The sequence below is a fragment of the Candidatus Nitrosopumilus sediminis genome (assembly GCF_000299395.1).
GTDB lineage: Archaea > Thermoproteota > Nitrososphaeria > Nitrososphaerales > Nitrosopumilaceae > Nitrosopumilus > Nitrosopumilus sediminis.
Map to the genome: position 1 here is coordinate 200,169 of NC_018656.1, position 17,978 is coordinate 218,146.

The window sequence follows — 17,978 nt, forward strand, 5'->3', positions numbered from 1 at the left end:
TCACTAGTGATATATTTTAATATTTTGGATCCTGCCTAGCAATTACTACATATTTATCCCGCCCAAAGCAAGTTTGACTGAAAAATGGTAGATTCGCTTGAATTTGATTTAATTATTTGTGGTTCTGGTCTTGCAGGTCTAAGAGCTGCTATTGCTGCAGCCAAAAAAGGACCTAATCTCAAAATTGGAATTGTTTCTAAAGTTCAAGTGATGCGTTCCCATTCTGTTTCTGCAGAAGGTGGAACCGCAGCAGTTCTTTTTGAAGATGAAGGTGACACAATTGAATCTCATGTTTATGACACTGTCAAAGGAAGTGATTTTCTTGCAGACCAAGATGTTGCAGAAAGACTATGTGTCGAAATGCCAAAAGAAATTCATCAATTAGATCATTGGGGTATGCCATGGTCTAGAAGAGACGATGGTAGAATTGATCAAAGAAATTTTGGTGGTTACAGTTTCCCTAGAGCAACATATGCCTCAGATAAAGTCGGTTTCTTTGAAATGCAAACTTTGTATGATACATGCCAAAAATTTGAAAATATTGAATATCTTAACGAATGGTTTGTAACATCAATTATTCATGATGGAAAGCGATTCATGGGAGTTACTGCAATTGAATTAGGCTCTGGAACCTTTTACACAATTAAAGGCAAAGCTCTAATCATTGCAACTGGTGGTGCAGGAAGATTATACAGTTTTTCAACTTATGCCCTTTCTTCAACACCTGATGGATTGGATATGGGATTACGTGCTGGCATGGCACTCAAAGATATGGAGTTTGTTCAATTTCATCCAACAGGAATCTTGCCTTCTGGAATTTTAATCACAGAAGGTGCAAGAGGAGAAGGGGGTTATCTTCTTAACAATAAGGGTGAGAGATTTATGAAAACATATGCTGCTGGCAAAATGGAATTAGCTCCACGTGATATTGTATCAAGATCAATTATGACAGAAATTCAAGAAGGACGTGGATTCAAACACGAAACTGGTGTTGATTGTATGAAACTAGATTTACGACATCTGGGAGATGAAAAAATTAAAGAAAAATTAGGTGGAATTAGAGAAATCTCAATAAAATTTTCAGGCCAAGATCCTGCTCAAGATTTACTTGACATTAGACCTGTTTGTCATTACATGATGGGAGGACTTCATACAGATATTGACGGTGCAACTGAAATTCAAGGTGTATGGGCTGCAGGTGAAGCTGCCTGTAACAGCGTTCATGGCTCTAATCGTTTAGGTGCAAATTCCACTTCAGAATGTATCGTTTGGGGTAAAATTACCGGTGAATTGGCAATTGACTATATTCAAAAGAATGAATCTACAAATCCTTGGCCCCATCATTTGGTCGCTGCTGAAGAGAAGAGAATCTATGATGGAATATTTAGAGGAAATGGTGATGTTAATCCCTATGAAATTAGACAACAACTAACAGATACAATGAATGAAAAAGCATATGTCTACAAAAATGAAACAAATCTTGTTGAAGGTCTTAAAAAAATTCGTGAACTAAAAAAGCAAACTTGGAAACACGTTGACGATAAAGCAAAAGAATACAATACCAATTTTGCAAATGTAATGGAACTCGATTCTATGTTTAGAGTAGCAGAGATTGTTTTACTTGGAGCAATTAATAGAAAAGAATCTCGTGGTGCACATGCAAGAACTGATTATCCAAAACGTGATGATGCCAACTTTTTACATCACACTCTGGCTTATTACGATCCAAATGAACCCATCATGAAAACACATCCAGTTACAATTACTAAATATCAGCCAGTGGAGAGGAAATACTAGATGCCCCAAGACGATCGTAGAGAAGGTATCAAAGGAATGGCTAACCCAAGTCGATATGGAATTGAACGTGTTGCATATTGGCTAATGAGATTAAGTGGATTAGGATTATTGGCATATTTTGTAGCTCACATTTATGAAACAAGTAATATTCTAAGAGGGCAAGTCGGTTGGGATGAATTTCTTGAATTAACTCAGACTACCGAGGGACACCTGTTTTTGGCAATAGTAATTGCAATGTGTGTATTTCACACTGTTAATGGAATTAGAGTGATGTTGGGACATGGAGGAGTTGGGGTAGGAAAACCTGCAAGACCTGATTATCCATATGAGCCAGCATCGCAAAATTATAGACACAAAATAGGAATCTACTCTGCAATTCTTTTAGCTGCAATTGCAATGATGTACGGTTTGGCGGTAATGTTTGGTGAATGATATGAGAGAAAGCACAATAATGAAAATTCACTATGGAACGGCTTTAGCAGCTGTAGCTCTAGTGGCAGTTCATATTTTGATGCGTCTTACACAGGGATTTGCAGAATCCTTAGAATATGAAAATGTTCTTGCAAATTACAAATTCATTCCATATGCTGCCATGCTAGAACTGATTCTTATTTTATTATCTGTTCATGGATTTAATGGACTAAGGGTGATATTACTAGAATTAAAACAAGGACGAATTTATGAAAAAGCCGTCTCGTATGGTTGTCTTGCAGCCATGATTGGATTAATAGCATATGGCTCAAGAACAATTATTATGACTAACATGGGGATGATATAGAAATGGCACAAGTTTCTAGTATTCCAAACGAGCAAACATCACCAACGTCAAAATTAATTACACTTAGAATTTCCCGATTTAATCCAGAACATGATGAGTCAAGTGGATTCATGGAGTTTTCAGTCTCATATGAAAAATGGACAACTGTTCTTGAAGCAATTTTGGATGTAAAAAAACACCTTGACCATTCAGTTGCAGTAAGATATTCTTGTAGACAAGCAACATGTGGTTCATGTGGAATGATCATCAATGGAAAACCAAGATTGGCATGTTTTACAAAAATTAGTGAATTAGACTCTAATGTTGTGACAGTTGAACCAATGAATAATTTCCCAATTATCCGTGACTTGGCTGTAAAGTTTGAAAAATTATTTGACACTCATCAAAAAATTAAACCATATCTAATTCGTGATGACACTGAACTAGAATCTGATGAAAAAGAATTTCTACAATCCCCTGAAGAAGTAGAGCAATATATCCAATTTGCAAACTGTATCAAATGCGGTCTGTGTAATTCTGCATGTCCTACAATGGCAACTGATTCTTCATTTGTTGGTCCTCAAGCATTAGCACAAGCATATCGTTATGTTGCTGATAGCAGAGATAAAGGAAAGGATTCTAGATTAAAAATAATAGATGATTCTCATGGAATTTGGAGGTGTCATTTTGCTGGCTCTTGTAGTCAAGTCTGTCCAAAAGGAGTTGATCCTGCAATGGGAATTCAACTACTTCGAGGATATATGCTAGGTTTTAGAAGCTAACCTGATTTTTTTGGTTTTGAACTATTATTTACCTGATTGTTAATCTGTTCAGCCATGAAGTGGTTTGAAACATTAACTTTAACGTCATCTACACCGTCTACTTTTAGTAGATTATCATGAACATCTTGACAAATCTTAAAACCGAACACTGCAGGACAGAATGGACTTGTAAGATGTAAATCCACTTTGACATTGCTGTTGTTAATATCCACTTCATCAATTAATTCTAGTTCTACAATTGACGTGTTAATTTCCGGATCCACAATCTTTGATAATTCGTCGAATATTTTTACTCGCATCTGTTTGATATCTTGGCTCATGTCGTAAAAACCATTGTTGCTATATATAACCATTATAGAACCTTAGGTAATGTATCGTTCTCGTCTTGGTACTGATTTGAGTGATATTACTTTAGATTATGTTTCATCGATAAACGATGATTCTGAAATTGCTCTTTATGATATTCTTGGAAGCCAAGCACATGCTTTGATGTTGTTTCAAAAAAACATCATCACAAAAAATGATGTAAAAAAAATTTTATCTGCATTAGAGAATTTGAAAAATGTAAAATTTGATACATCTTCTGGAGCCGAAGATATTCATGAATTAATTGAAACATTAGTGATTAAGAAAGCGGGAATGGCAAGTGGTGGAAAAATGCATACTGCAAGATCTCGAAATGATCAAGTTGTTTTAGATATCAGAATGAAAATTAGAGATGATGTCAATATTGTATGTAATTGTCTTTTAGATACTATTGAAGCTCTTGTATCTGTGGCTAAAAACCACCAAAAAACCATCATGCCACTTTATACTCATCTCCAACAAGCTCAAGCAGGTCTTTTTTCACATTATCTTTTAGCACATGCTGATGTTTTAACCCGAGATTTTGAAAGACTGTATGGAACATTTGAACGAATTAATCAAAGCCCTCTTGGAGCTGGGCCTGTTGGTGGAACAAGCATTCCAATTGATAGACATAGTACAGCAAAGATGTTGGGTTTTGATGGTCTTGTTGAAAATTCTATCGATGCTACAAGTACACGTGATTTTGTAGCAGAATATGTTGCAATGATTTCTATCATGATGACTAATCTCAGCAAAATATCTGAAGACTTTGTTATTTGGTCTACATCCGAATTTTCTTTCATTGAACTCTCAGATGAATTCACATCCCCTTCAAGCGTAATGCCTCAAAAAAAGAATCCGGATATTTTAGAATTGACAAGAGGTAAAACGGCAGAAATCATTGGTAATCTAACTGCGATTCTAACCACTGTTAAAGGATTAGCATCTGGATATGGACGTGATTTACAACAAATAAAATCCTCTATTTGGTCAACGTCAAAAATATCTATCAGTGCATTATTAATTTTAAAATCAATTCTGCTAACTTTGAAAGTAAATGAAAAGCAAATGAAAAAAGTAACCCAATCAAGTAATCTTATTGCTTTAGATATTGCTGAGAAATTAGTTCAAGAAGGAATTCCATTTAGAGTAACACATAAAATTTCAGGAAGTTTAGTCCAATCTTCCTATATCTCAAAAAAGCCTATCTCAAAATTGACTTTATCAGAAATTAGAAAATCTGTAGAAGGCACTAAAATTGATCCCAAAATTGTTTCAAACATTATTTCTTCTACAACTGTTGTTTCTTCATTAAAGGATAGAACTTCTTTTGGTTCATCAGGATATGAAGAGCAAAAACGAATGATATCTGATAGAATTCAGAAAATTAATCAATACAGAATTGATGTATCCAAAAGAGAAAATAGAATTAGCTCATCAATTGATGAATTAACAAAACAGATCAATGCAATAATCAAATGAATAAAGTAAGAGAGCGGGTCTAAAGGGATTCGGACCCTTGACAACCGGATTAAAAGTCCGGTGCGCTACCTGGCTGCGCCATAGACCCCCGTAAAAAATGCCTTAACTGTATAATTTAGTCTTTTACAAAATATTTTGTTCTGACAGAAACTTTTAATCTGGCAATTTGATTCAAAGAATTTGTGCCCTTGTAGTATAGCCCGGTCTAGAATTCGGCCCTGTCACGGCTGAGACGCGTGTTCAAATCCCGCCGAGGGCGCCATTATTTCTATTTCATAAAAAAATCGTTTTAGAACCGATCAGAATTAAATTTCCAGATAATACCGTTGAATGAAGATAGATTCAAGATAAATCTCACAAGAATATTAAAATTCAGGGAATTTGAGTGAATTTTGTTGTCTGAAGAGAAAAAAGAATCTGAAATAGACACAAAATCTATTGATGATTCTATATCTGATAAACCCTCTTCAGATGAAACTGCAAAAGCAGCTGAAAAAACAATTGCAAAAGCTGAGACAGTAAAAGCTGAAGCTGAGATAGTGAAAGCTGAAGCTGAAAAAGTCAAAGCAAATGCAAAAAAAGATGATGAAGAAGCAAAAGCAGCTGAAGAAATACAAGCAGCTGAAGAAGCAATTGCTAAAGCAGAAGCAGCAGCTAAAGCTGTTGAAGATGCAGAATTTGCAGTCAAAGAAGCTCTTGCTAAAGCAGAAGCAGCTAAAGCAGAAGCAGAAGCCGCAGCAGAAGCAGAATACAAAGCAATTGCTGCTGAAGTAAAAGCTGAGGCTGCCGCAAAATCAGATTATACCTTTAAGAGACAAAGTGAAGAAATTTTCAGACGAGAAATGGGTGAGCCTGAATTTTGGTTAGATAAACAAGATCGTTTTCCACGACCTATTCTTTCAGCAGATGAACAAGAATCACTTACTAGAAAAGCAGAGATATTTCATGATCAGACTCCTGCATATGTCCCTCAAAATGTTCTTAGTCCAGAATACGCCGGTGTTTCAAATTATGAACGTGGAGTTGAATCCTTTTTAGAAGAAACTAAACAAAAACTTGAACAATTAAAAAATAATCCTGAGGCAACTGAAAAAGAAATTAAAGATGTAGAAAATGAAATTATTTATTTGGAATCATTGCATGAAAATTTCTATATCGGTATGAATGTTTTTAGAACAGCTAAAGGCGGACGGGATAAGATTAAAGCATAATAGGTGTGAATGGTTTGAGTCAAATATCTTTTGATGTAATAAATGCGCGAGTAACTTTCAAAAATGTTCCTATACATACAATATCAAAATTTGCTTTCAAAGATGTTCCTGCAGCATGTGCAGAATTTAAAAAAATACCTGGTGTTGAAGAATGTATAATTATTCAAACAGCAACTAGAGTTGAAATATTTACTGTAAGTAATGTTGAAACTGATGATTCTCCAGATGCAAGAAGAGCAGAAGGTAAAGCTTTGGTATTGAATCAAATTCAAGATACTTGGGTATCTTTATCATCATTAGAACAAATTGATATTGATCACTTTGATCAAACTCTTGAAGTTTACAAAGGGGATGATGTATACTTGCATCTTTTAAGATTGGCATCTGGATTAGATTCATTAGTCGTTGGATGGCAAAGTGTATTTGACGACATCGTTAAATCTGTAGCTGATGCAAAAAGTGCAGGTACATCTGGTAATATTCTCAATAAATTATTTGATAATGTGATTAGATTGGCTTCTCGAATGAGAGATACAACAGGTATTGCTAAAGATGTTGTCTCTTTAGGTGATGTTGCTGTAAAAGTAGTTGATGAAAAAGCTGGACTTGATTCTAAAAAGAAAGTATTGGTAATTGGTACTGGTGAACCTGCTGCCATGCTTGCAAAAACTTTGAGTAAAAAAGGAATTGTCTTTGATGTTACAAGTAGAAGTTTAGAACGTGCTACTGGTTTTTCAACAATTCTTGGCGGAAATCCTGTAGATTTCAATGATGTATTGGCAGGATTTGATAAATATGATATTATTTTTGTTGCAACAACCTCTGATTATTTCTTAATCACATATGAAAGAATTAGATTAGTAATGGAAGAAAAGAAAAAAGGTACATTAGTTGTAGATTTATCTGATCCTAGAACTGTTGATGAAGGAATTACTGCACTTCCTGGAATTAAATTATTATTCAGAGATCAAATTGCAGAAATTTTTGAAGAAAGCGTAAAAGCTAGAGTTGGAATTGTTCCAGCAGTAGAGAAAATTATTGAAAAAGAACTTCCAGTTTTATCTGCTAGAATGAAAAGACTAGATGCTTAAATTTTCTATAATCCCTGTTTTCTTAAGAGAAATTGCATAATGGCTTCTTTTGAATAATCTATTCCGTGTTCTTCATCTGTGTGTTTTCTAAATTCATCAATTACTGTCTCCATTTCCCCCTCAGCTATAAAATCACACTCAAACCCATAATCATTACACTTCAGTTTTGCCATACTTTGATGAAAAATAATCAATATAAAAATCCACAGGTATTTGTCAACTTGAGAAAACTTATTTTCAGAATGTGCTCAAAATGAAATTTATCTGATAATTTTAAGATTTTTTCTAACCATATGATTCAAACTTGATACCAAAACTTCCATCAGGTTTTTTCTCATGTTCAGTAACAAATCCTTTTGGACCTAGATTTTCAATTACTCCATCAATTGTTCCTTGATAACCACAAATGTAGATGATAGTGTTCTCTGGAGTTAGTTCTTCTCCTACCATTTCTTCTACAGGTGATAACCCTGTTTTTTTATCAGGCTGGAAAAATGATTCAACTCTACCTACATGACCATTCCAAGATCTATTGAAAAATTCCTTCGGTCTGCTGATTGCGGCCCTATATCTGAAATTCCATTGATCTCTTCCTCTTTTTTCACTTTCCATTTCTAAATCTGTTAATAGTCTTTTGTAGCTTAATTCATCAACATAACTTGCACCATGAAGAACAATCACTTCTCTCTTATCATTAGTATCGTGAAAATGTTTTGCAAATGCAATAAATGGTGCTATTCCTGTACCTCCACCTACACAAATCACTCTTCTATTGTCTTTTTGTCCGTTAGGTAATCTATCACTGATTTGTAGTGCAGCCCCAGTTGGTTCACCAAGAAAAACCTCCTCCCCTACACTTAGATAAAATAATTCAGTAGTTACCCGACCAGGTAGTGGTTTTCTCACCCATCTAATTACAAATTCAAAATAATCTCTGTTTTCTGGATGTGATGCAATAGAGTATGCTCTTCTAACAATTTTTTTTTCTGCAGGAATTGGCAGTCCTATTGTCAAAAATTGACCAGTCTTATATTCTGGCATTCCGTTTTCTGGAAGTAATCTGATGATTACTAGATCTTCTTTGAGTAACTCCCTATAGATGACTTTTGCTTTCATCTCAGTAACCATACAAGAAGCTTTTTCCCGACTTTGGTTAAATATATTTCTCTTAGCATCTCAGGTAGAAGATCTATCAAAAACTAAAGAATGTCAAATAAATTATCAAACTATTAGCACTTTTTCAATTTTTAATTCTAAATTCATTTATTGATTTTTGACATTATTTCATCAAGAATTCCTTGGTTTGCAGCTGCAATGAAAGAAATCCGTGTATCATAACTTAGATTCGCATCAAGTTGATTCAAATTTTCATCTAATAGAATTCCTCCAGCTTCCTTGACTATAACATAACCTGCAGCAATATCTTGAATTCTGATTTTGTTCCTCAAATCAATAAAAATATCCATCAAACCTTTTGCAAACATTGCCATTTCAAGTGCATTTGCCCCAAAATGTCGTGTATGTTCATAATTTTCATATATTGGATTTAATCTTGTCATCAAATCAATTGATGCACCTGATGTGTTAATTCCAATAATTTTGTAAATTGGATCTTTTTTGTGAACTTTGATTTGTTTATTGTTAAAAAATGCCCCTTTATTTTCTGATGCCCAATACATTTCTCCATTTGAAAGATTTGTAATTACGCCATCTGTAACTGAACTGAGTTTATTTTCAGTTGCAAATGCTAATGAGCTGCAGAAGAAAGGAACCCCTCTAACTGCATTTGCAGAACCGTCAATTGCATCCATTATGACAAAGCCTTTTGGGTTTTCTGATAATTCAACACGTCCACATTCTTCGCCTAACACTGTACACTCAAAATTCACTTCCTTGAGATAATCCAAAACTGTTTTTTCTGCGATAATGTCTATGTTTCTTGAAATGTCTCCTCCAGCTCCAACACCAAAATCTCCTGCTGCATCAACGGTTCCCGCAAGATCTTTTACATTTTCATAAATCCTTTTTGAAGCTTCACGAAGAATTTCTATTACTTGCATATTGTAAAACTAGTCATTCGTAATTTAAGTGAAGAAAATATTTAGTTTGAAAGCATAAATAACAATAAAGAAGCTTACGTTTGTGAGTGGAAAAGATCAGTCTGTAATTAGTAAGGAAGCTTTGATGGGTACAAAACCTGGAAAACAGATTATGAAACAAGCATTGTTCAAATCTAAAGGTTACAAATTATTTAACAAGTATAAAGAAGAAACAGAAAATCAGTTTCCAAATTTTGCAGAAAGATTCGCAAAGGGATTACTAGATGAAATAAAATCTGACACGAACCCAAATGCCACTCAACAAGCTTTTGGTAATGAAGTGGGTTCTACTGAAATTATACTAAATGCATCTGAAATTGAGCCTATAAAATCAAAATTAGATAGTATTGAGGTAATGCAAGATAGAGTAAATCGGATTTTAAATTCAAATTTTGTTAAAATGACCTTTCCTGTTTTTAATGGATTATTTGATGCAGCAGCAGAATATTCTGGAAGAAATGATTCTCAATTAAAACAGGATATAGTTGAAGGCCATATTCTAGCAATTGATCTAAGTGAGCCTATGGATAGAATTGTAGATAAGGATGAAGATTTGGAGTTTCTTGATGATTACAAACTGATGAATCCATATATTTTGAAATTAGCTAGGGATAAAATTTCTAAAGGTGGTGAACAAGTTCTAAAAGAATTTGAAGCAGGATTTGAAGATGCAAGAGTTGGACAATATTTAGATGAAAAATTAAAATCAAAACCAACAGAAATTACTGAAGAAGAAATGACCTTGTCTTACAAAAAATATCGTGCAGTAATGGGAACTGCTGGAAGAAACATGGCTTTAGCAGAACGACCATTAGGTGAAATCTTCTATTTGGGTATGGCAAGAGCTGCTGAAGGAGTTGGATGTGGAAATGAAATTGAAGACTCTATTAAAAATGGATTTGTAAAAATACCTTCATGGCCACTTTACTATTCACTATTAGCAAACGATGTGAAAAAAGGGTTTGATGTTACTTTAGAAAAAAGTAATTTGTATTTGCAGGATGCAAGACTTACACTTGAATTGCTACCTGATGATTTTTCACACAAAGAATTTTTGGAGTTTTTATTTTTAACTGTAGAACATTACAATCAATATTGGTACAATAAATTACAAAAAGCCAACAAATGGTCAGAGTATCAATCTAAACTTCCCAAGTGATTGCCTTGATGTGGTCAGAAAAATACCGACCTCAGATAATTTCTGACATGGTGGGAAATGAAGAAGCACGAGCAGCAATTACTGAATGGTTTGTCAAATGGAAAAAAGGTACAAAGCCATTACTTTTAGTTGGTCCTCCTGGAATTGGAAAAACTACCATTGCATATCTTGTTGCCAAACAATTTGGATATGATATGATTGGATTAAACGCCAGTGATGTTAGAAGTAAATCTCGAATAAATGAAATTCTTACACCTGTTTTAGCAAATGTAAGTGTCATGGGAACTCCCATGATTTTTGTCGATGAAGTTGATGGAATTCATGGTCGTGGTGATTATGGAGGTGCATCCGCATTAGTGGATATTCTAAAGGAGCCTACAGTTCCAATTGTTCTTGCTGCAAACAATGACACATCTGACAAAATGAAAAGTATCAAAAAAGTGGTAAAAACAATTCAATTCAAAAAAATTCCACCACGATTATTGAGAGTATACCTTGAAAATATTTTGAAAAAACAAAGTGCAAAACTAAGCCCTGGTTCAATTATCAAAGTCATTGATAAATCTAAAGGCGATATTCGTTCCATGATCAATCTAACACAATCTTTAGTAACTGGATTTAATCCTCAAACTGAAACTACTTTTGAAAACATTAACGTTGAAGATGGGGTAAATGCTTTCTTTAAAGCAAATTCAATTGAAGAAGCTAGAATTGTTCTGTATTCTATGCAAATTGATCCTAGAGAAAAAATTAATGCCTTTTATTCTAGTATTATAACAAGCGAATTAGATAATTCCATACTTGCAAAATATTTAGAAATTATATCTGAGGCTGACATGCTTTTTGGAAAAATTATGAAAACTCAGAATTGGAGGTTACTTCGATACCTAAATGACATTTTAATTAAATTATATCAAAATGATGACAGAGTTCGATACTCTCAATATAATTTATCTTGGCCTTTGCTAAATCGAATCAGATGGGATGGCGCAAAAATTAAATCTCTATCATCTATTATGGCAAAAAAACTTCATCTGTCTTCTAGTTCTTTTGTAACATTATGTTTGCCATTCGTTTTATTATGTATAAAAAATAAAACTCTTGAATTGGAATTAGAAGAAACTTTTGGCGATATTATTGAAAAGGAGATTGAGCTAATATCATGAGCTGGAGAAAAATCCCTATGAAATTTCCTGGAACATGTATTGTTTGTAATGAAAAAATATCTGTAAATGAGATTGGTCTTTGGGCAAAAGGACTTGGCGTAAAGCATGAAAAGTGTGCCCAAATAAATGAACTACAATGTATTGTATGTGGAGGTCCGGCAGGTTGTCTTAAGTGTGAATTTCAGGAAAATTGTGATATTCCAAATGTCTCACAACTCTGTATTTGTAAGAAATGTAGTGATGAAAAGGATACTTTTAGTTTATATCAAAAATCTGTTAATAAGAAATTTCCAATTCTTAACACTTGATATTCTAAAAAAACAACGATCGTTGAGTTTTTCTAAAAATTTCATGTGTTGTTATTCTCAAACTAAATTAATATAGGAAACCGTCTTTTTGTAGAATACTGTGCATTCTGAAAAGATTGAAGGATATACTAAAAAGAATAATACAGCATTACAAGGTGGTGGCCAAGATCGAATCAAGGCTCAACACGATAAGGGAAAATTAACTGCCCGCGAAAGAATTGATCTTCTACTTGATGAGGGTACTTTTACTGAAATTGATCCATTAACCACACATCATTATCATGAATATGATATGCAGAAAAAGAAATTTTTCACTGATGGTGTAGTTGGTGGATATGGAAATGTAAATGGAAGACAAATCTTTGTTTTTGCATATGATTTCACTGTACTTGGTGGAACTCTGAGTCAGATGGGAGCTAAAAAAATTACAAAACTAATGGATCATGCTGTTCAAACAGGATGTCCAATAATTGGTATAATGGATTCTGGTGGAGCTAGAATCCAAGAAGGAATCATGAGTCTTGATGGATTTGCAGATATCTTTTATCATAATCAATTGGCATCAGGTGTAATTCCACAAATCACTGCAAGCATTGGCCCATCTGCAGGTGGTTCTGTATACTCTCCTGCAATGACCGACTTTGTAATTATGGTTGATAAAGTAGGAACTATGTTTGTTACAGGTCCTGATGTAGTCAAGACTGTATTGGGAGAAGAAATTTCATTTGATGATCTTGGTGGAGCAATGACTCATGGATCAAAAAGTGGTGTTGCACATTTTGTTGCACAAAATGAATACGAATGCATGGATTATATCAAAAAACTAATTTCATATTTGCCTCAAAATAATACTGAAGCACCACCAAAAATTCAAACTGATGATGATCCAAACAGAATGGATCATAATTTGATCAATATTATTCCAGAAAATCCTTTACAGCCATATGACATGAAAGAAATCATTAATTCAATTGTTGACAATCATGAATTCTTTGAAGTTCATGAACTGTTTGCACCAAACATTATTGTTGGTTATGGGAGAATGAATGGTAAAGTTGTTGGAATTGTTGCAAATCAACCAATTCATCTTGCAGGTGCACTTGATATTGATTCATCAAACAAAGCTGCACGTTTCATTAGATTCTGTGACTCATTTAATATTCCAATAATTACTCTAGTAGATACTCCTGGATACATGCCAGGTTCTAACCAAGAACATAATGGTATCATAAGACATGGCAGTAAGTTACTTTACGCATATTGTGAAGCAACTGTTCCAAGAATTACTCTGGTTATTGGAAAGGCATATGGTGGCGCATACATTGCAATGGGAAGTAAAAATCTTAGAACTGACATTAATTATGCATGGCCTACTGCAAGATGTGCTGTTCTAGGTGGAGAAGCTGCTGTGAAAATCATGTATAGAAAAGATCTCAGTGAGGCTGATGATGCTGAAGCACTAAAGAAACAATTAATCGATGAATTTGCAGAAAAATTCGAAAATCCTTATGTTGCAGCATCTCACGGAACTGTAGATAATGTAATTGATCCTGCTGAAACAAGACCTATGTTAATTAAAGCACTTGAAATGCTCGAAAACAAAAGAGTAAAACAATTACCAAGAAAACATGGAAATATCAACCTGTGATTAATGATGATTGAAAAAGTACTTATCGCAAACAGAGGAGAAATCGCTTTACGTGTTATTAGAACATGCAAAGCACTAGGAATTAAGACCGTAGCTGTCTATTCTGATGAAGATTACAATTCAATGCATGTTAAACAAGCAACTGAAGCATATCATATTGGAGAAGCTGCTCCTGCAAAATCATATCTTAATCAAGATAAAATTCTTGAAGTGATGCTCAAATCAGGATCAGATGCAGTTCATCCAGGTTATGGCTTTCTTTCTGAAAATGATGACTTTGCAAATCTATGTGAAAAAAATAAAATTATCTTTATTGGTCCTACTGCAGAATCTATGAATCTCTGTGGGGATAAAATGAAATGTAAAGATGCAATGCTTAAAGCAAAAGTTCCAACAGTACCTGGAAGTCCAGGTTTGGTAAAAGATGCTGATGATGCAGAAAAAATTGCAAATGAAATTGGTTATCCGGTAATGTTAAAATCAGTTTATGGTGGCGGAGGTCGTGGAATTAGAATCGTAAATAATGACCAAGAATTGCGTGATGGGTATGAATCAGTTACTGGTGAATCCATTGCAGCAGTGGGTAAATCTGCAATTCTGGTAGAAAAATTCTTGGAAAAAACACGTCACATTGAATATCAATTTGCTAGAGATACTCATGGTAATACTGTTCACATATTTGAAAGAGAATGTTCTATTCAAAGACGTAACCAAAAATTAATCGAACAAACACCTTCGCCAATTGTAGATGAAGAAACAAGAGCACGTGTAGGCGAATCTGTTTGTAGAGCCGCTGATGCAGTAGATTATACAAACTTGGGTACGGCTGAATTCTTGAGGGCTGATAATGGAGACTTTTACTTTATTGAAATTAATGCAAGATTACAAGTAGAGCATCCAATTACAGAATTTGTATCTGGATTAGATTTGGTCAAATTACAACTAGATATTGCAAATGGCGAACCAATTCCATTCAAACAAAGTGACCTCAAAATGAATGGCTATGCTATTGAATGCAGAATTAATGCAGAAGATACTTTCTTAGATTTTGCTCCTTCAACAGGACCTGTTCCAGATGTTGTAATTCCAGCAGGACCAAGTGTTAGATGCGATACCTATCTTTATCCTGGATGTACTGTTTCTCCATTTTATGACTCTCTTATGGCAAAACTCGTTACTTGGGGACAAACCTTTGAAGAATCTAGAACAAGAATGCTTGCTGCACTAAATGACTTTTACATTCAAGGAGTTGAAACTTCAATTCCATTATACAAAACAATTCTAAATTCTGAAGAATACAAAAATGGAGACCTTTCAACCGATTTCCTAAAACGTCATGGAATGATTGATAGATTAACTGAAGATCTTAAAAAAGAAAAAGAAGAGAAAAGCGAAGCTGCATTAGCCGCTGCAATTATTCATTCTGAATACTTTAAGAGTAGAGCCCAAACTAGTACTGCTAATAACTCTAATTGGAAATATAAATTGGATTGATGATAAATGAATTACAAAATACAAGATATTGAAAAATCATTTGATGGAAAGATAGTTAAAAATCTTGGAAACAATGACTATGTTATTAAGATTAATGATAACGAACACAATTTAAAAATCATATCAATGAATTCTAAAGGAATTGAATTTATTTTAGATAACAAATATCACAAAGCAAAATATCTTGAACAAACTACAAATGAAATGAACATTGTAATTGACAATGTTCCAATTACACTAAACTTACACACCCACTTTGATGAAATTGTCTACAAGAATTCAGGTGGGGGTGGTGCAGGTAATGCACAACTAGCATTGAAAAGCCAAATACCTGGAAAGGTTATATCAATATCTGTCGCAGAAGGCGATTCTGTAAAGAAAGGGGATGTAATCTGTACTTTAGAATCTATGAAAATGCAAGTAGCAGTAAAATCTCACAAAGATGGTGTAGTTAAAACAATCAAAATCAAAGAAACAGTATCTGTCGCTAAAGGCGATGTTATTGCAGAAATAGAATGATTTTTTATTTTAAGAAATTTTTGATTTCTTCATAGTTTGGCTCTTTTAATGGATCTTCTGATACCCATTTGTAACCAATTTTCCCATCTTCGTTAATTATGAAAACAGAACGTTTTGCTGCATTGTAATCTTTGATGTGTAATAGATCTGGCATCAAAACATCATAATCTCTAATTGTTTTACTGGTATAGTCAGATAATAATGGAAAATTAAAGTTGTGTTTTTCAGCAAATGCTTTGTTTGCGAATGGACCATCATTACTGATTGCTATGACTTGGGCACCCATATCTGAAATTTCTTTCCAAGAATCTCTAAATGTACAAAGTTCTACTTCACAAACAGGCGAACTTGCAGCTACAATAAACGACAAGACAATTTTTTCACCCTTAAATTCATCCAAAGCCCTCATTTTCAATTCTGTGTCTGCTAGTTCAAAACTAGGAGCGATATCTCCTACATTCAATGCCATGATCGCAATTTGACGTTATCCTATTAAGTTCTTTACAAAAATTATTTTTTTCAAATTTGATCCCAAAAATGAAACATACCTTTTTATACAAAAATTGGAGTGAAAAGCTAAATTGGTCGGGGAATTAGCGGGCAATTATAGTACCGTTGTATTGATGTTTGCGTTTGGTATAGTAGCAATGGCTCCAGCTTTAGTTATTTCAAGAATGATTTCTCCTCGAAAAAGAAGTAATCCAGTAAAATTTTTGCCAATGGAATGTGGCCAAGTCCCTTCCGGAGAAGGAAGAACTCATTTCATGATGCAGTATTATCCGTACATTTTGATGTTTGTGGTATTTGATGTGATGGCTATTTTCTTGTATGCATGGGGAAGTGCACTTTTAGAAATTCCAAAGATTGCAACTTTGCCAATGATGGGATTTCTAGCAATCATGTTTGGCGCTATGGCATTTGCATTATATCAATCAGGGAGAAGAAGAATATGGTAGTTTTTTATATAAATTGTATTTACGAGGGTAGGGGATAAGATTGCTTAAAGATTTAGTAACACCAGAAAATGCAAATGTTTTTGTCGGAAAATTAGGGGACATTTTAGAAAAAGCAATTGATAAACCATTGGGCTATGCCATTAATTGGGGTAGAATTTGGTCACTCTGGCCTGTCCACATTGAAACAGCTTGTTGCAGTGTTGAATTTGGCGCAGCATCAAGTCCTAGATATGATGTTGAAAGATTTGGTATCATTGAAGCATTCGGATCACTAAGACAATGTGATCTTGTTGTTGTTCAAGGAACTATTACAAGAAAAATGGCACCACGTCTCAGATTAGTTTATGATCAAATGCCAGAACCAAAGTATGTAATTGCTATGGGAGCTTGTGCCATTACTGGAGGTTTGTATTTTGATTCATACAATGTACTTCCAGGAATTGATGGAGTTATTCCAGTTGATGTCTACGTTCCAGGTTGCCCACCTAGACCTGAAACTCTCATCCAAGGATGTATGTTATTGCAAGAAAAAATTAAGAGAATGAAGGCTAGGAAGTTTGTATAATGAGTACTGAAACTGAAAATCCTCCTGCAGATACAAAACCTAAAGCACAAACACCTCCACCTAAACCTGCCCCTAAAAAACCTGAAACTGCCCCTGCAGAATTACCTGCATTTGAAAAGAGCATTTCTGATAAAATTGTTGAAAAATTTAGCGACAAAGTCGAAGTTGGATTTGTAAAAAAAGATAGAGTTAGAATTAATGTTGGACGAGAACATGTTCACGACGTTGCTGAATTTATTCGCGATGGACTAAACTATGATCATGTAGAATCTGTTTCAGGCGTAGATTATCCTCAGGATAATGAAATTGAAGTTGTTTATCATATAGGATCTTACACTGATTCATCATTAGCAAGACAAATTCTAGTTTTAGCCACAAGAGCACCTAGAGAAACAAACCCAATTCCTGGAAATGATGCAACAAGACTTCCAACCCTTAGAGATGTGTTTTACAGTGTTGAATTTCATGAAAGAGAAGTTTTTGAAATGTTTGGAGTTTTCTTTGAAGGCCATCCTGATAATAGACGATTACTTTTACCAGAAGATTGGGCAGATTTACCTCCACTTAGAAAGGACTTTGCAATAAAGGGTAGATGA

The 17,978-nt window shown here is 34.2% G+C and carries 21 protein-coding genes and 2 tRNA genes; 17 read left to right on the forward strand and 6 right to left on the reverse strand.

Features of this window, described 5'->3' with window-relative positions; all coding sequences use genetic code 11:
- Positions 1-84: 84 nt before the first annotated feature.
- Genes NSED_RS01200 through NSED_RS01215 form a run of 4 tightly spaced genes read left to right on the forward strand, consistent with a single transcriptional unit; the run spans position 85 to position 3,336 of the window.
- Positions 85-1,797 carry a succinate dehydrogenase/fumarate reductase flavoprotein subunit gene (locus tag NSED_RS01200; protein ID WP_014964422.1) on the forward strand — a complete coding sequence of 571 codons (1,713 nt, stop codon included), beginning with the start codon at positions 85-87 and terminating at the stop codon, positions 1,795-1,797.
- Complete coding sequence (locus NSED_RS01205) at positions 1,798-2,229, forward strand: succinate dehydrogenase/fumarate reductase transmembrane subunit (protein WP_014964423.1); 432 nt, start codon at positions 1,798-1,800, stop codon at positions 2,227-2,229.
- A 1-nt stretch (position 2,230) separates the two neighbouring features.
- Positions 2,231-2,575, forward strand: a complete 345-nt coding sequence (locus NSED_RS01210; protein WP_014964424.1) for a succinate dehydrogenase/fumarate reductase transmembrane subunit — start codon at positions 2,231-2,233, stop codon at positions 2,573-2,575.
- Between the two features lie 2 nt (positions 2,576-2,577).
- On the forward strand, positions 2,578-3,336 hold the full coding sequence (locus NSED_RS01215) for a succinate dehydrogenase/fumarate reductase iron-sulfur subunit (protein ID WP_014964425.1): 759 nt from the start codon (positions 2,578-2,580) through the stop codon (positions 3,334-3,336).
- On the opposite strand, the gene NSED_RS01220 is transcribed toward NSED_RS01215, so the two are convergent.
- Positions 3,333-3,656 carry a metal-sulfur cluster assembly factor gene (locus NSED_RS01220; RefSeq protein WP_014964426.1) on the reverse strand — a complete coding sequence of 108 codons (324 nt, stop codon included), beginning with the start codon at positions 3,654-3,656 and terminating at the stop codon, positions 3,333-3,335. The genes NSED_RS01215 and NSED_RS01220 overlap by 4 nt on opposite strands.
- Positions 3,657-3,705: 49 nt before the next feature.
- Between NSED_RS01220 and argH the strand changes: the two genes are divergently transcribed.
- Positions 3,706-5,166, forward strand: a complete 1,461-nt coding sequence (argH, locus tag NSED_RS01225; protein ID WP_014964427.1) for an argininosuccinate lyase — start codon at positions 3,706-3,708, stop codon at positions 5,164-5,166.
- Positions 5,167-5,180: 14 nt separating this feature from the next.
- Here the strand turns inward: argH and NSED_RS01230 are convergent.
- Positions 5,181-5,254, reverse strand: a tRNA-Lys gene (locus NSED_RS01230).
- A 96-nt stretch (positions 5,255-5,350) separates the two neighbouring features.
- Here NSED_RS01230 and NSED_RS01235 point away from each other — a divergent pair.
- The 3 genes from NSED_RS01235 to NSED_RS01245 all read left to right on the forward strand — a co-directional run bounded on the left by NSED_RS01235 (position 5,351) and on the right by NSED_RS01245 (position 7,468).
- A tRNA-Asp gene (locus NSED_RS01235) sits at positions 5,351-5,428 on the forward strand.
- Between the two features lie 133 nt (positions 5,429-5,561).
- Complete coding sequence (locus tag NSED_RS01240; RefSeq protein ID WP_014964428.1) at positions 5,562-6,377, forward strand: hypothetical protein; 816 nt, start codon at positions 5,562-5,564, stop codon at positions 6,375-6,377.
- Between the two features lie 14 nt (positions 6,378-6,391).
- On the forward strand, positions 6,392-7,468 hold the full coding sequence (locus NSED_RS01245) for a glutamyl-tRNA reductase (RefSeq protein ID WP_014964429.1): 1,077 nt from the start codon (positions 6,392-6,394) through the stop codon (positions 7,466-7,468).
- A gap of 5 nt (positions 7,469-7,473) precedes the next feature.
- Here NSED_RS01245 and NSED_RS10100 read toward each other — a convergent pair whose 3' ends face one another.
- From NSED_RS10100 to NSED_RS01255, 3 genes are all read right to left on the reverse strand, one after another.
- Complete coding sequence (locus NSED_RS10100; RefSeq protein WP_014964430.1) at positions 7,474-7,641, reverse strand: DUF1059 domain-containing protein; 168 nt, start codon at positions 7,639-7,641, stop codon at positions 7,474-7,476.
- A 112-nt stretch (positions 7,642-7,753) separates the two neighbouring features.
- Entirely contained in the window at positions 7,754-8,596 is an 843-nt protein-coding gene (locus NSED_RS01250) for an FAD-binding oxidoreductase (protein WP_014964431.1), read from the reverse strand.
- A 131-nt stretch (positions 8,597-8,727) separates the two neighbouring features.
- Complete coding sequence (locus NSED_RS01255) at positions 8,728-9,528, reverse strand: inositol monophosphatase family protein (protein WP_014964432.1); 801 nt, start codon at positions 9,526-9,528, stop codon at positions 8,728-8,730.
- Positions 9,529-9,610: 82 nt separating this feature from the next.
- Between NSED_RS01255 and NSED_RS11090 the strand changes: the two genes are divergently transcribed.
- The 6 genes from NSED_RS11090 (at position 9,611) to NSED_RS01285 (ending at position 15,861) form a co-directional block, all read left to right on the forward strand.
- On the forward strand, positions 9,611-10,726 hold the full coding sequence (locus NSED_RS11090; protein WP_014964433.1) for a hypothetical protein: 1,116 nt from the start codon (positions 9,611-9,613) through the stop codon (positions 10,724-10,726).
- A gap of 8 nt (positions 10,727-10,734) precedes the next feature.
- Positions 10,735-11,892: an AAA family ATPase gene (locus NSED_RS01265; protein ID WP_016940028.1), complete on the forward strand. Its 1,158-nt coding sequence runs from the start codon at positions 10,735-10,737 to the stop codon at positions 11,890-11,892.
- Complete coding sequence (locus NSED_RS01270; RefSeq protein ID WP_014964435.1) at positions 11,889-12,200, forward strand: hypothetical protein; 312 nt, start codon at positions 11,889-11,891, stop codon at positions 12,198-12,200. The genes NSED_RS01265 and NSED_RS01270 overlap by 4 nt, the downstream gene beginning before the upstream one ends.
- A 100-nt stretch (positions 12,201-12,300) precedes the next feature.
- Positions 12,301-13,848 (forward strand): acyl-CoA carboxylase subunit beta, encoded by a 1,548-nt coding sequence (locus tag NSED_RS01275; protein ID WP_014964436.1) that lies wholly within the window; start codon positions 12,301-12,303, stop codon positions 13,846-13,848.
- A 6-nt stretch (positions 13,849-13,854) separates the two neighbouring features.
- Positions 13,855-15,342 (forward strand): ATP-binding protein, encoded by a 1,488-nt coding sequence (locus NSED_RS01280; protein ID WP_026090012.1) that lies wholly within the window; start codon positions 13,855-13,857, stop codon positions 15,340-15,342.
- A gap of 6 nt (positions 15,343-15,348) precedes the next feature.
- Positions 15,349-15,861, forward strand: a complete 513-nt coding sequence (locus NSED_RS01285; RefSeq protein ID WP_014964438.1) for an acyl-CoA carboxylase biotin carboxyl carrier protein subunit — start codon at positions 15,349-15,351, stop codon at positions 15,859-15,861.
- Between the two features lie 4 nt (positions 15,862-15,865).
- Here the strand turns inward: NSED_RS01285 and NSED_RS01290 are convergent, their stop codons facing one another.
- Positions 15,866-16,330 carry a redoxin domain-containing protein gene (locus NSED_RS01290; RefSeq protein ID WP_014964439.1) on the reverse strand — a complete coding sequence of 155 codons (465 nt, stop codon included), beginning with the start codon at positions 16,328-16,330 and terminating at the stop codon, positions 15,866-15,868.
- 154 nt (positions 16,331-16,484) lie between these two features.
- Between NSED_RS01290 and NSED_RS01295 the strand changes: the two genes are divergently transcribed.
- The 3 genes from NSED_RS01295 to NSED_RS01305 are packed head-to-tail and all read left to right on the forward strand — an operon-like array spanning position 16,485 to position 17,978.
- Complete coding sequence (locus NSED_RS01295; RefSeq protein WP_014964440.1) at positions 16,485-16,817, forward strand: NADH-quinone oxidoreductase subunit A; 333 nt, start codon at positions 16,485-16,487, stop codon at positions 16,815-16,817.
- A gap of 40 nt (positions 16,818-16,857) precedes the next feature.
- Positions 16,858-17,382, forward strand: a complete 525-nt coding sequence (locus tag NSED_RS01300; protein ID WP_014964441.1) for an NADH-quinone oxidoreductase subunit B — start codon at positions 16,858-16,860, stop codon at positions 17,380-17,382.
- On the forward strand, positions 17,382-17,978 hold the full coding sequence (locus NSED_RS01305; protein ID WP_014964442.1) for an NADH-quinone oxidoreductase subunit C: 597 nt from the start codon (positions 17,382-17,384) through the stop codon (positions 17,976-17,978). The genes NSED_RS01300 and NSED_RS01305 overlap by 1 nt, the downstream gene beginning before the upstream one ends.